Source organism: Psychroserpens ponticola (genome assembly GCF_023556315.2).
GTDB classification, from domain to species: Bacteria; Bacteroidota; Bacteroidia; order Flavobacteriales; family Flavobacteriaceae; genus Psychroserpens; species Psychroserpens ponticola.
In genome coordinates this window covers 2,909,780-2,924,595 of sequence record NZ_CP116221.1, presented here as the reverse complement: position 1 = coordinate 2,924,595, position 14,816 = coordinate 2,909,780, and the positions used below count along the sequence as shown (strand labels likewise).

The window sequence follows — 14,816 nt, the reverse complement described above, 5'->3', positions numbered from 1 at the left end:
TTAGAAAACATAAGAGAATATGACTGAGGGAAATTTCGTTGATTACGTAAAAGTGCATGTGTCTTCCGGAAAAGGCGGACAAGGTTCTTCGCATTTACATCGCGAAAAATATATAGAAAAAGGTGGTCCTGATGGAGGTGATGGTGGACGTGGAGGTCATATCATCATTCGTGGTAGTGAAAACCTATGGACCTTATTACATCTTAAATTTAAACGTCATGCAAGAGCAGGTCATGGATCGCATGGAAGCAAAAGTAGAAGTACTGGAGCAGATGGCGAAGATGTCTATTTAGATGTGCCTTTGGGAACAGTAATAAAAGATACTGAAACTGACGAAGTGCTTTTTGAAATTACAGAAGCTGGCGAAGAAAGTATTGTTGCTCAAGGTGGTCGTGGTGGTTTAGGAAATTGGCATTTTAAAAGTTCTACCAATCAAACACCTCGTTATGCACAACCTGGAGAAGATTTACAAGAAAGACATATAACTTTAGAACTTAAAATCTTAGCTGATGTTGGTTTAGTCGGATTTCCAAATGCTGGAAAATCGACCTTACTATCTGTCGTTAGTGCTGCAAAACCAAAAATTGCTGATTACGAGTTTACAACCCTTAAACCTAATTTAGGAATCGTTGAATATCGCGATTACCAAACCTTTGTAATGGCAGATATTCCTGGAATTATTGAAGGTGCTGCTGAAGGAAAAGGTCTTGGTCATTATTTTTTACGTCATATTGAACGTAATTCTATTTTATTATTTATGATTCCCGCTGATGCTAAAGATATTCGTAAACAATACGATATTTTGCTTGATGAATTGAAGCGTTATAATCCAGAAATGTTAGATAAGGAACGTATGATTGCGATTTCAAAAAGTGACATGCTTGATGATGAACTTCAGGCTGAATTTAAACAAGAATTAGATGAATCATTACCTATCGATTACATGTTTATTTCTTCTGTTGCACAAAAAGGAATTACCCAATTAAAGGATAAGCTCTGGAAAATGCTTAATGATTAGTTTTTGGGCGTTACCCTAAAAAGGGTCAGGCTTTTCGTTGCAATCTTTTTTTGCAAAAAAGGATTTCCACTACAATCCTTAACGCTAAATCGATAAAACTTTTATAATTTAGGTCTGATTTTAAATAACTTGCAACAAATGGACGTCATGAAAAAAGTATTCCTCATATTATTTTTAATGTTTTCTGTAACCGCTTTTTCTCAGATAGAGACTGAAGCTTCAAATATTACAATAGACTGTGGTGAAGATAACGCCATGCAAAATTGGCTAGATTCTAATGGTGGAGCAACAGCTTTAGCAAATTGTGGAACAGTAACTTGGTCAAATGATTTTTTAGGTATTACAGATTTGTGTGATGCGGAAATTACTGTTACGTTTACTGCTAGTAATTCTTGTGGTGATTTTCAAACTCTGGCTACATTAACCATACAAGATACACAAGCTCCAACGATTATAAGTTTTCCTTCAGACATAACCCTAGAGTGTGGAAGTGACGACACACTTCCAGAACTGGTAGCTGAAGATAATTGCTCTAGTAATATTACTATAAGTTTTTTTGAGGATATTAGTGATGGTTCATGTCTTGGAGAAGAAATCATCATGAGAACTTGGACTGTTTCAGATGATTGTGGTAATATTACTACACATCTTCAAACGATTTCTTTTGCTGATTATACGCCTCCTAGTATTATAACATCTGCCTTAGATGAATCTGTTTCTTGTGATGGTTCTGGAAATGTTTCAGAGTTAAATAATTGGCTGTCTTCAAATGGAGGAGCTATAGCTTCTGATACTTGTAGTACTATCTCTTGGTCAAACGATTTTACTGTTCTAGATTCTGATTGCAGTGAGACTGTAAGTGCAACGGTAACATTTTTAGCAACAGATGATTGTGGAAATACATCTTCAACAACAGCAACATTTACCATTGAAGTCGATTTAAATGACTGTCCTCCTAATGGAACATTTACTTCTCAAGCAGAAATAGATGCTTTCCCAATTAATTATCCTAATTGTACCGTGTTTGATGAATCTATAGGTTGGTTAGATATTAGTGGTAGTGATATTGTAGATCTAACACCTTTAGCAGGCTTGACACAAGTGTTTCAGATATTTATCCATGATACTTTTTTGTTAACGGATTTGGATGGATTACAAAATATTGCAAGTACATCAGAAGATTATGGACCTTTTGTAATCATACAAGATAATCAATCTTTATCTGATATCAGTGCGCTAGGTAATTTAGTTGTAACTGGTACTGATGGAAATGGCGGTATTGGAATACGACGAAACCCTGTACTTTCAAGTTTAAATGGCTTACAAGGATTTGCTACTAATGTTGGTTTCGTGGATATTCAAGATAATGATTCTTTAATTAACCTCAATGGTCTTAATAATGTTTTAGGTGCAGATGATTTAGAAATTAAGGATAACGATTTGTTACAAAATTTAACAGGTCTATTTGCATTCTCTGGTTCTGGGAGTTTTGAAATTGGAGATAATGACCAACTAGAAAGTTTAGAAGGTGTAGAGGCCTTAAGTTATGCAAACAGCATAAGAATTACCAATAACTCGATACTGTCAAATATTTCAGCAATGGAAAGTGCTCAAATATATTCGATTTTAACTATTGAAAATAACCCAAATTTAAATATTTGTAATTATTCAAATATATGTGCTGCTATAGCAGATTCTCAAATAGTTACTACTATAAATAACAACGCTCCAGGCTGCAACAGCACAGCAGAAGTCGCTTTTGAGTGCAATATTTTACCAATCAATGACGAATGTGATGATGCCATTAATTTGGAATTAGGAGAAATAGTTCAAGCTTACAACGAATTAGCCACACAATCTTCTCAAATACCAAGTTGTAATGATTCTGCTAATAGAGTAGATGTTTGGTTTTCATTTAGCACAACAGATTCAGGTTTATACGATATAGTCGTTGAAGGTGGTACTTATAATCTACAATTATGGGAAGGTGATTGTAATAGTTTAACACAAGTAGCTGATGCTTGCGGTATAAATCAGTTACTTGATGCTAATTTAGAATATAATACAGATTATTATATTCAAGTCTGGTCTGATGGTACAAATAGAGCTACTGGATTATTTGATATCGCAGTTTATAATACAACGTTATCTGTTGAAGATAATGAGTTTAGTGATTTTGAACTATATCCAAATCCAGTAAATTCTATAGTAAACTTTAAAGCAAATAACAGTGTTGAAAATATTACAGTATATAATGCTTTAGGTCAAAATGTGATGACTGTTACTCCAAAAGTGTCTCAAGGTGTGTTGGATGTGAGTCAGTTAAGTGACGGACTTTATTTTATGAAAGTGCGTATTAATAATAAAGTTAGTACGTTTAAAGTACTTAAAAACTAGTGATTTTTATGCTGTTGGTTTTTTTAATCCTAAGATGTAAATTTGATTCCATTACCAACCATCATAATGAAAGAAAAAATTAAAAGTATTGTTGAAATTAATGACAACAAACCAAGTCGTTATTTTGCCTTTTTTATTCAGGCTTTAATTTTAGTATCTATCATTACGTTTTCGGTAGAGACGATTCCAAATCTTAAACCACAAACCAAAACCATATTATATATTATTGAGATTTTTAGTGTGAGCGTATTCACATTAGAATACTTACTACGAATTTATGTAGCAGATAGTAAGCCTAAATTTGTATTTAGTTTTTTTGGTATTATTGATTTTTTAGCCATTCTGCCATTTTACTTGTCCTTCGGAATTGATTTGCGTTCATTAAGAGCATTACGCTTTTTAAGGTTATTCAGAATTTTAAAATTAGTCCGCTATAATAGAGCAATGAACCATTTTACACGTGCTATAAAATCGGCTAAAGAAGAAATTCTACTTTTTGTTTTTATAACGCTCATCCTTATTTACTTTGCTGCAGTTGGCATTTATTATTTTGAAAATGAAGCACAACCAGAACATTTTACCTCAATTTTTGATAGCCTTTGGTGGGCAATTATTACATTAACCACTGTTGGTTATGGTGATGTGTATCCCATTACTGTAGGCGGAAAAGTCTTCACATTTTTGATCTTAATGATAGGATTAGGTATCGTTGCTATTCCAACTGGAATTATTTCCTCGGCTTTAACTAAGTCTATCGACAAAAAGGAAACGGAATAATTTTTGCTACCTTTAAAATAAAAAGCATGAAATATTTTTCAATCCTCTTAGTGTTGCTAATTGCAACATCTTGTGCACCTGTTCGTGTGAATTACGATTACGAGAAAACGACAGACTTTAAGGCATACAAAACCTATAATTATTATGCTAATTTAGATACAGGACTTAGCGAATTAGATACCAAACGATTATTAGATGCTTTAGATAATGCCTTGCAAACCAATGGTTATACATTATCTGAAACTCCAGATTTTTTTATAGATATAAAAAGTAACGAATATCAAGAGGCTGCTCGTAATAATGTAGGAGTGGGACTTGGAGGAACAGGAGGAAGAGTAGGTGGTGGAGTTTCTATCGGAATTCCTGTAGGTCAAAATAAACTTAATAGGCAAATTATTTTTGAGTTTGTAGATGAAAATAAAAACGGATTGTTTTGGCAGGCTGTTTCAGAATCTAGCTACAGTCCAAAAGCATCTCCAGAAAAACGTGAAGCCATATTTAAGTCTATAGTTGCTAAAGTTCTTGAAGGCTTTCCTCCTAAAGTGAAATGAAAAAACCTATAAAATCATTGCGTTTTACAGGTTTTTATAATTGTTTAAGTGAAGTTGTTAATTGATTTGTAATTTTAAAATACGACCGTTTCTCTTTCGTTCTCCTAGTAAAAAGACAGATTGATTGTTAATATTTGTAACTCCTCCATTCACTTTATAATACACTTTTGATTCTTTATCATCAATAAGTTTTTTGTAATCAAAGTTTCCGTCTTTATCAATAGAAATAACATAAAGGTTAGATTTTTTTGATGAGGTTTGTTTAAATGCAATTCTATCAGCACTTATCTTTTTCACATTATCAGAGCAGTTGATAAAGAAATATGTAGATTCTTCCACAGGCAAACTAGTATAAGAACTATTAACAGTGCCAACTTGAGCTTTATTAATGTTTCTTGCCCATTTTAAATTACCTTCTCCATCAAGTCGCATTGCCATAATATCATTAAAATGGTAAACAGTTCTTGTCTTCCAGTTTCCGTTAGAGTCCATATATGAAGTTGTTGTGATAAAGAATTCTTCAGCATTTACAACGATATCATTGTTTGCCATAAGATACACACCTTTAAAATCAATATTATTGATGCCTTTTTCTTTTTTTCGTTTCTTTTTGCCTTCTCTATTTCCATATTTGTCATTAAGAAATTCATCAGAGAACTCATTAAATTTACTAAAATTAGTTTCTAAAGTTTCAGGATTTAAATCGTAAACACAAACACCATTTAATTTATATTCTTGTTTGTTTCCAAAGAAACCAACACAAACTAATCGTTCTTCATTTTTTAACAGATGCAAAGATTCAATGTAGTGTTCCTCACTTTTAAAACTTGTAATTTGTTCGCCTTCTGAATTAATTTTACTCAGTTCAAAATGGTAATTTATTTTACCACCTTTTTTAGATGTTTTTTTGCCATTTTCATAAGCTTTGCCTAGGAAGTAGATGGTTCCGTCTTTGCCATCAACTTCAAAACTGTTGTATTCAAATAATTTGTCTTTAATATCTTTTACGATCAATTTTTCGTATACTTTTTCAAAATTATCATTGAATACAAAGACTTTGTGTGTTTCTTGATCTTTGTTTTTAAAGTCGAAATTAATTGCAAAAAACTTTTCGTTTGCTGAAAAAATAACTTCACCTAAATGATTCCCATCGGCTTGATTTAAGCCACCATTAAAAAAGAATGGAAAAATAGCTATGCCAAAGTATTTTTTCACATTGTCTTCTGAAAAATTTAGTATCGATTTAGACGTGAAATTAAGGCTGCTCAATTCTGAAGAAGCTACAGAAAACCCAATCTTATCTTCTTTTTTTAAAGCTTCTTGTTCAATAAGATGAAGTGTGTTCCCTTTTAAAAAGGCATTTTTTATGACCTTATTTTTGACTTCATAATCTAATTCTTTTATGAGTTTTAAATTAGAATCAAAATATTGAATGTAATAGCCTTTAAGCCTGAATCCTAAACCAGCACGATAAGATCTAATAGTTACAATGCCACCATCTTCAGCTTCCAAGCTAAATGTTAGAAATGAATTTTTCTTTTTGTCTTTAAAAATATCACTTTTAGTAATTGAAAAATCTTGTGCAAAAGACAGGCTTACCGAAATTAGTAAGCAGATTGTAAGGAGTTTTTTCATTTTTATATGTTTTTGAAAAAGCAAATTAATAATTTATATGGTTTTTATAAAGATTTTAATGCCTATTGTATCATAATCCTTACACCTTCACTATGACTACTAAATTCTGGAGCATACATGCTTTGAATCGTCGTAATGCCATTACTCATATTTCCAGCATTATTCACTCTTAAATCGTATTCAAACACGTAAACACCTTTTGGTAAATAATCAAAAAAGAAATTAGTTGAAGCATCTTTAGTGCTTTCATAATAGCCTAATCCGTCTTGCCATTTGTATTGAGACATGACATTTATAGGTTCTAATCCTGAAGCTCTCATGTCTTTCATATGAATGAATTCCATATTGCGATCACTCCTTAATTCTATTCGTACTCTAACTAAATCACCAACGTTTAATTTAGTATCTGATGTGATTTCGGTAATTTGCTCTCCTGTATTTGTATGGGTCTTTTTAAAGAGTTTCTTTTTCAGTTTTAAAGGTGTTTCAGCTGAAGTGATCTTGTCTAGATCTTCAAAATATTGCCAATATAAACTTCCCCAAGCAATGCCTTCTCCTTTTTTGTTAAGTTCTACAGTTGCCATTGAAGGATTGATGTCATGTTTAGTCCATGATGTTTTGTAATACCCAGTTCCTGCTTCAATTTCTACATCTTTGAGTTTTGAAGGAGCAATCACTTTTCCGCCTATAACCACATCTACCATATCTGTAACACTTAGCCAATCGCTTCCTTGTAATAATAATGCATATACTGCTTCAGTTGTTGCTTTTGTTGTTTTCCATTGATTGGTTTGCTTGTTTTTCAATAACCAAATTTTTAGATTATCTATAGTTTCGAGATGCTTCGTTTCACTCTGAATGATAGGTCCTACTTCTGAAAACGCTTCAATAAGTAAGGCTTGCGTTTCAATTGGTGCTTGATACCAATTCCAAGAACTTGTATTTGCTTTCCAATACATGCCTAATTCATCTGAAGTAATGCTGTTTTCTTCTAAAGATTTTAAAATTTTACCAGCAGTTTTACTATCGTTTTGTCGATGCATAATCAAAGCCATCAATCCTTTTGAGTATAATGATTTATCTAGCCAATAGGTTTTAATCTGACCAAAATAATAGTCCATGATGTCTGAAATTTCTTTCGATTTTTTTGTGTTAGGCAGAAAGCTTCTTAAATAGAGATATTGTAATTGTGTATTGGTTAAATGATCTCTTGATAAATCGGCTTTGGGATTGTACTTTCTGATGTCTTTATATTCTTTTAAAAATTCAGTATCTAAGTAAGATATGGCTTTGTTTATCATTTGCGTCTCGTCTGTACTCGAGGTAACATTTAACTTCTCTAAATGCGTAAAACCAGTAATAATATGTTGCGTGATGTAACGGTTTGCTCGTCCTCCTTTAAACCAAGGCCAAGCTCCATTAGGCATTTGATTATTTTTAAGCTTACGTTTTGCTGCATCTAATTCGTAATTCATTTTGTTTAAATCGAATAATAAAGCAATGCGTTTTTTCTGTTCAGTTTCGCTTTGTGCATCTCGTAACCATGGCGTTTCTTGTATTAAAATGGACTTTAATTCTTCGTTTTTCTCTAGGTTTGAAATTAAGACATCAGCATTTTTCCATTGGTTAAAAACGGCTTGAATTTTCGGATTGCTATTCGCTATATGACTTGCTAAAGCATTTGCGTAATAACGACTAAACGTTTGCTCATTACATTCATAAGGATACTCCATCAAATATGGTAAGGCTTGTACAGCGTACCAAGCAGGATTTGATGTCATCTCTAAAGTTAATTTATGGTGCTTAAGTGTTGTTGAGGTATTGTTACGTAATTTATCTAATGTAAATGTTCGAGATTCATTACCCTTAATCCACATTGGTAAAGTTTCAGTCACCAACATTCTATTGGTTAAAACGGGTAATGTACTTTGTTCGCCATCACTATAATCGCCAGCTTTAGCTAAAATTTTGTATTGAACTGCGTCAATGTTATTTGGAATTTTTAAAGTCCAAGAGACTTGTGTATTTCCTTTAGCGTTGACTGAAAACGCTTCATTAGCACTATAGTGTTGTCCCATGACTTGAAACTCCAAAGGTTGAACAATTAAATCATAAGAAATATCTTGTCCTGTAGTAGCATCTGTTAAAATCAATCTAGCTTGACCTATCAATTCTTTTTCAGTTAAGTTTGAAATTTTTGTGCTGATCACAACGTCGTCACCTTGTCGTAAAAAGCGTGGCGCATTAGGAATGACCATCAATTCTTTTTGAGTCACAGATTCTAAAGTTGAAGTCGCACTTTCCATCGTTTTGGTATGTGCTAATAATTGTAGTTTCCATTTGGTTAAGGCTTCTGGAGTTGTAAAACTGAAACTTACTTGACCTTCATTATCGGTTTGTAATTGTGGGAAAAAGAAAGCGGTTTCTTGAAGGTTTTTACGGATTATCACATCACCAAAATCTTGTTCATTTACAGACTTTTGTTGAGAATCTGCATCACTTCCTTTTATACTTTTTTTCTTGTCAATAGATTCAGCGCTTACATTAGCTACAGCACTTGTCATTTCATCTTTACTTACAGACGAATAGCCCATAACCATGACTTCTTCCATTTCAGAATCATCTTCAACGATTTGAATTCCAGCGGCATCACCTTCCAGCATTCTATAGAGATGCCTGTTTCCAAAATAAAACCCAAACCAATTCAATTGGTCATATTGCTGTTGCTGATAATATGGGTAATTATTTTGTTGGTTATGCACTCTAAATCCTCCAATACCAAAACTTTGCCTAGCATTCATGGCATATTGTGGATAGTAAGTCGGTTTTTGTATCGGATTAAAACTCCATGCATGTGGTTTAAATTGATCCAATGACATGTCGTACATGCTTGCTAAAATTTCGGCAGTGACTTTTTCCCCTTTCGAACCTTTGATTTTAAAACTCCAGGTTTCATCTGTTCCAGGTTGCAATTTGTCTCTAAATGTTGTGGTTTCAATTTGTAAATCGCTTTTAGGATAAGGCACATTAATTCGAATTACATTACCCGAAAAACTATTAAAAGCGGCATAACTGTAATGAATTGCGAAGCCACCAATATCGTCTTTTGTTACTGGAATGGCAATGGTTTTTTTGTTATTGCTTAACGGAATGATGTAGGTGTTGACTATTTTAGAATCCTTTTCAATACTTAGTGTTACTGTAATGTCTTTGGCTGAAGACCCTAAAGTTAATGCTACATTTTGACCTTGATTATAACTGTCTTGATTTGTTGTAATTGAAAATAGTTGCTGATCTGAAACCGTTTTGTCACTATCACTAAATAAAGTCGTTCTCGTTTCATCAGTCACCTTCTGACCAAACTTATCTGTACTTTCTAAAAGGATTACATATTGACCTGAACTCCATTTTTTGATGTTTCCGAGCAACATTTCGTTTGAAGATTCGGTGTCAAATGTATTTTCAAAAACAAGTGTGCCTTTTTTCCAATGGATTGGATTTTGCTCATTGGTATATGCTTCATGTGGAAACTTGGTTTTAAATTCTTCTGAAGGAATCACCTGAAAATCTGGAGCATTCCAAGGTCGAGGTCTCAAAACACGATTTGGTGCTATGAGTTTATAAATTTTGATATGACCTTCCGCTGGAACAAATTCACCATTTAAATTTTTAGTCGAAATAGAAAGCTTATGATCTTTTTTTGATGTATCTAATTGTTCATCTATTGACACCTTTGCTTCCATTGCATGATATCCAACATTGATAATGGTTGTTGCACTTCGTGTTTCACCATTAAGGTCAGTGACATCTGCTGTGATTTCATAATTAAAAACAGGTAATGAATGTTTGTCTGCACTTTCATCAGGTAGTGCTTTAAATGCTATTTCAAATTCACCTTTGTCATTGGTTGTCGTTTCGCCATGAGAAATTTCTTGAGGTTCACTATTAAACCAAGGTCTATACCAGTAATACCAACGTGGATATTTTACTTTTCTAACCACACGAAACACAACTTTTGCATCTGTAATATTACTTCCTGCATAAGCTATAGCTGTACCTTTTGCAATTACTGAATCATTGATTTTATAGGTTTCAGTGACTGGATTAAATTTGGTTTCAAACTTTGGTCGTTTATAGTCTTCTACAGAAAAATAATAATGTTGTCTAATAGAACGTTTCGTTGAATTGATTTGAATATAATGCTGACCATTTAAACCTGAATTTGGTAAAATGAATTCACCAGCAATCGAACCATAATCATTAGATTTAAGTTCTAATTCAGATAATTTCTCTCCATTGACATTATATAAATTTGCATTTATAATTTCGTCTGAAAGCGGTTTTGATTTGCCAATTTCACTCTCGAGAACAATAGCTTTAAAATAAACAGTTTGTCCTGGCCTGTAAATGCTTCGGTCTGTAAATAAAAATGAATTGTAGTTTGCTTTTTTATCATTTTGGCTATGCTCTTTTGATGTATAAAAGCCATTAAAAAAAGCCGTGTTATTATTCTTAGATAAAGTGATACTCAAATTGTAATAACGCTCAGATGTTTTCTTTAAGCGAATCTCACCATTGGTGTCTGAAGTGAGATTATTAGTGTAAAATGCATTGTTGTAGTTTTTTTGAAACTTAAGTGAAGCTGCAACATTAGCTATTGGATTTCCATTTTTTCTGTCAATAATTTGATATACGATTTCGCTGCCTGTAGATTTGTCAATAACTGCAAAATCAGTAACTTGAAGTGTTTGAGTTGCAAAACTATGGTCTTTATTTGGTGTTTCAGCTAAAATAATATAATGACCGTTTTCTAATTTTGGAACAACAACTTCTGTAGTGTGATTTTGATAATCACCTTCATTTTTTAGGGTCGATTTCCATTCAGTTATACTCGTTTTGTTTTTAAGAAAAGCCAATCGTTCATTAGGTCTATAAAGTTTGTCAAAGGCTTCTTTCTGAGAGAAGTTAACGTTGTATATTTTAAAATTTAAAGCTTCTATATTAGTGTATTTTACTAGAAATCTTGAGTGAGAATTTATAGGGATTACAGTTTCTGCTGAAAGATTTAATCGACTAGAATGTATTTGAGATTTCAGTGCTTCACATTGTTCAGAAGCGCTACTTTTAGGGAATTTAGTAATGACCAAGTCACATAATTCAATAGCGTCTTTTAATTTCCAACGCACTTCTGGATTTGTGTTTACGTTATATTGATTTCCTTGTCTATGCCAAATTGTTGCGATTTCAAAATCGTATAAACCAGAAACTGGGTTTGAAGACCATTGATCACTAGATTTCTGTAATGTTTGTAATAGAAGTGTTTCTTTGTTATCAAATATGGCATGTTGAGCAACATATTTCAACCGCTTAAGATCTACATCAGCAAGCGCATCTAGATTGCTTCCTTTTGAATGAAATTGAATTAATTCTTGATAAATCTTAAGGGCTTGTAATTGAAGTGACGTTGTAACATTAGATCTTAAATCTACAGCAGTAAAAACTTTAGTTGTTCCTAATAAATTTGCGTTATCAATTTCGAATTTATAAGCTGGTTTACTAATGCTATTTTCATTAGTCGTATAGAATTGAAGTGCATTATGACTTAGTAAATCAAATAGTGTTGGACGAAATACTTTCGATCCATTTTCTTCTTGAATAATATCTTTATACTCTGAAAGTTGCGTTTGCTGTAAGATGAGTCCGTTTTGCAACGAACTTTGGTAATAGGTTTGTATTTCTGTAAATAGCGTTTGTAAATCCCAAGTTCTGAAATCAGCATCTACTTTTTCAGAAGTATTGGTACGATTATAAAATTGATAACGATGTTGCTGAAAATAGTGCCAGTACATTGTGGCTAGCATATTTTCAAGGATGTTTTTAGTAGGAGATTTACTTTTAGAAATTTCAGTTTTAAAATCTTCAACAATTTTAAGTTGCGCATCTTCTTCAAGCGTTAAAAGATATTTGCTTTTATGGAGTAAGGCTTTAATTTGTTGAGGTGTATTATTCTTGGTCTTTGCAAGTTCAGTAATAGTTTCAACAACTTTAAGGGCCGATTTTGGTAAACCATCAGATTCGTGTTTTAGGACATCTTTCCATAGTTTGTCAAATCCATCAGATTGAGCTGCAGCGAAGTTTGCAAAGCATAAAATCATTATTATATTGGTCATTAATTTCATGAAAATAATTTTTAGTATCGTGCAATTTATACTCAAAAGGTCTTCTAATAAATAACAAATGAGTCAATGAATCGTTTGATTTAGTGAAGTTATAAAATTTAAGCGTAAACACGTTATCTTTGCAATATCAAAATCAAAAACAATACCAAGAAACTGAAGGCATGAAATTTGTGAAATTATATGATGTGAGGTATCTATTTATGTTCCTTTTTGTAGCGCCTTTAATTAGCTTTAGCCAGTCATCTGTTTTAAGTAATGCAAAGCAATCGTTTGAAGAGAAGAAGTATGAAATAGTAGAACAAACTTTGGAAGCATATCTAAAAATTTCGCCTAATGACTTAGAAGGAATCGAATTACTTGGTGATGCTTATGGTCAGCAAGAAAAATGGGATCATGCCATTGACGCCTACGAAAAATTAGTAGCGTTGAAACCAAATGTAGCAAACTATCACTACAAATTTGGAGGAGCTTTAGGAATGAAAGCGCTAAGCGTTAGTAAGCTTAGAGCCGTTGCCTTTATTGGAGATATAAAGTCTGCATTTTTAAAAGCCGCAGAATTAGATCCTAAACATATTAATACACGTTGGGCTTTAGTAGAATTGTATATGCAATTGCCAGGCATAATTGGAGGAAGTAAAAGTAAATCTCTTAAATACGCTGATGAATTACAAGCACTTTCAGAAGTAGATGGTTACCTCGCCAAAGGATATGTCTATGAATATGATGATGAACCAGAATTAGCAGAAGAATTTTATAAAAAGGCGATAAAAATTGGAGGTTCGCTAACCTGTTTTGATAAACTTACTAAATTGTATGAATCGCAAAAGCAACCCGAAAAGGCCATTGCAAATATTGAAGATGCTCAGAAAAAACATAAAAGAAACGCATTACATTATCAAATAGGTAAGGTTGCAGCTGAATATAATATAGAACTTAATAAAGGGCAGCGTTGTTTGCAAATCTATATTAAAAATCATTCTGCTGCAGATGGTGTGCCCACTGCTTGGGCAAATTATAGATTAGCGCAAATACATAGGCATAAAGGAAATCAGTCTGAAGCTTTGAAATATATCAATTTAGCAATTACAGCGTTACCAAAAATTAAAGCCTTTCAAAAGGAGAAAACAGATATTCTAAAACTTTAATGATAGTTATCTAAGAGTTATTTATCTTTAAATCTTAATACGACCTCATTTTTTATGGAGCTTCAAACCAAACTTCTACTTTCATCACAACAGCATCATCAAATTGATTATAACTCTAAAATAGGATTGTTTGGCTCCTGTTTTTCTGAACACATTGCAGAAAAATTTAATTATTATAAATTTCAGAAATTTGATAATCCTTTCGGAATTTTATTTCATCCATTTGCCATTGAAAAATTAATAGTAAACGCTATTAATGAAAAACAATATACTGAAAATGACGTCTTTTTTTATAATGAGCAGTGGCATTGTTTTGATGCGCATTCAAAATTGAGTAGAACTTCTAAAGAAGATTTGTTGCAGGTTTTAAATGCTCAAATACATACAACAAGTGAATTTTTAAAAAATGCGTCACATATAATTATTACACTTGGTACCGCTTGGACTTACAGATTAATAGAAACCGATAACCATGTAGCGAACTGCCATAAAGTGCCACAAAAGAAATTTTTAAAAGAGTTGTTACCAGTAGCGTCTATTGCAGAATCTCTTGAAGCTATTATAAGTTTAATTAAAAGTATAAATTCTAAAGTTTCTATTTTATTTACAGTATCTCCTGTGCGACATATAAAAGATGGTTTTGTCGAAAACACGCAAAGTAAATCGCATTTGATTTCTGCTATACATCAAATTGTAGAGCCTCGAAAGCAATTGTTTTATTTTCCTTCATATGAAATCATGTTAGATGAACTTCGAGACTATCGTTTTTATAAAGAGGATATGTTGCACCCAAATGCAGTAGCTATAAATTACATTTGGGAGCATTTTTTTAAGGTTTGGATTTCTAAAGACGCAAATCAAACGATGCAAGATATTGAATACATCCAAAAAGGATTGTCTCATCGACCATCTAATCCAAATTCGGAAGCTCATCAATTATTTCTTCAAAAGTTACACGATAAACAAGTACTTCTACAATCGACTTTTAGCCATATTCAATTTTAAAAAGACTAAATAACTAGGCTTTAGAAGCTTTAAAACGCATGTTTTTTGTTTTAAACAATTGATTTGCAGGTATTTGTGAAAATATACGGCATATGTCGTATTGTATGCC

At 32.5% G+C, this 14,816-nt stretch carries 8 protein-coding genes; 6 read left to right on the top strand and 2 right to left on the bottom strand.

What is annotated here, in order from left to right; genetic code table 11:
- Window positions 1-19 precede the first annotated feature (19 nt).
- The 4 genes from obgE (at window position 20) to MUN68_RS12975 (ending at window position 4,743) form a co-directional block, all read left to right on the top strand.
- Window positions 20-1,018, top strand: a complete 999-nt coding sequence (obgE, locus tag MUN68_RS12990) for a GTPase ObgE (protein WP_249995985.1) — start codon at window positions 20-22, stop codon at window positions 1,016-1,018.
- A 147-nt stretch (window positions 1,019-1,165) separates the two neighbouring features.
- Window positions 1,166-3,415, top strand: coding sequence for a T9SS type A sorting domain-containing protein (locus tag MUN68_RS12985; protein ID WP_249995984.1), 2,250 nt, complete (start codon window positions 1,166-1,168; stop codon window positions 3,413-3,415).
- A gap of 66 nt (window positions 3,416-3,481) precedes the next feature.
- The gene (locus MUN68_RS12980; protein ID WP_249995983.1) at window positions 3,482-4,192 is read left to right on the top strand and encodes an ion transporter; all 711 of its coding nucleotides are present in this window, start codon (window positions 3,482-3,484) and stop codon (window positions 4,190-4,192) included.
- A gap of 26 nt (window positions 4,193-4,218) precedes the next feature.
- Window positions 4,219-4,743, top strand: a complete 525-nt coding sequence (locus tag MUN68_RS12975) for a DUF4136 domain-containing protein (RefSeq protein ID WP_249995982.1) — start codon at window positions 4,219-4,221, stop codon at window positions 4,741-4,743.
- 57 nt (window positions 4,744-4,800) lie between these two features.
- On the opposite strand, the gene MUN68_RS12970 is transcribed toward MUN68_RS12975, so the two are convergent.
- Together MUN68_RS12970 and MUN68_RS12965 are read right to left on the bottom strand one after the other, a co-directional pair.
- On the bottom strand, window positions 4,801-6,378 hold the full coding sequence (locus MUN68_RS12970) for a hypothetical protein (RefSeq protein ID WP_249995981.1): 1,578 nt from the start codon (window positions 6,376-6,378) through the stop codon (window positions 4,801-4,803).
- Between the two features lie 62 nt (window positions 6,379-6,440).
- Window positions 6,441-12,557 (bottom strand): alpha-2-macroglobulin family protein, encoded by a 6,117-nt coding sequence (locus MUN68_RS12965; protein WP_249995980.1) that lies wholly within the window; start codon window positions 12,555-12,557, stop codon window positions 6,441-6,443.
- Between the two features lie 119 nt (window positions 12,558-12,676).
- On the opposite strand from MUN68_RS12965, the gene MUN68_RS12960 reads away from it, so the two are divergent.
- Window positions 12,677-13,702 carry a tetratricopeptide repeat protein gene (locus MUN68_RS12960; RefSeq protein WP_249995979.1) on the top strand — a complete coding sequence of 342 codons (1,026 nt, stop codon included), beginning with the start codon at window positions 12,677-12,679 and terminating at the stop codon, window positions 13,700-13,702.
- 54 nt (window positions 13,703-13,756) lie between these two features.
- Window positions 13,757-14,707, top strand: coding sequence for a GSCFA domain-containing protein (locus MUN68_RS12955; RefSeq protein ID WP_249995978.1), 951 nt, complete (start codon window positions 13,757-13,759; stop codon window positions 14,705-14,707).
- Window positions 14,708-14,816: the final 109 nt, after the last annotated feature.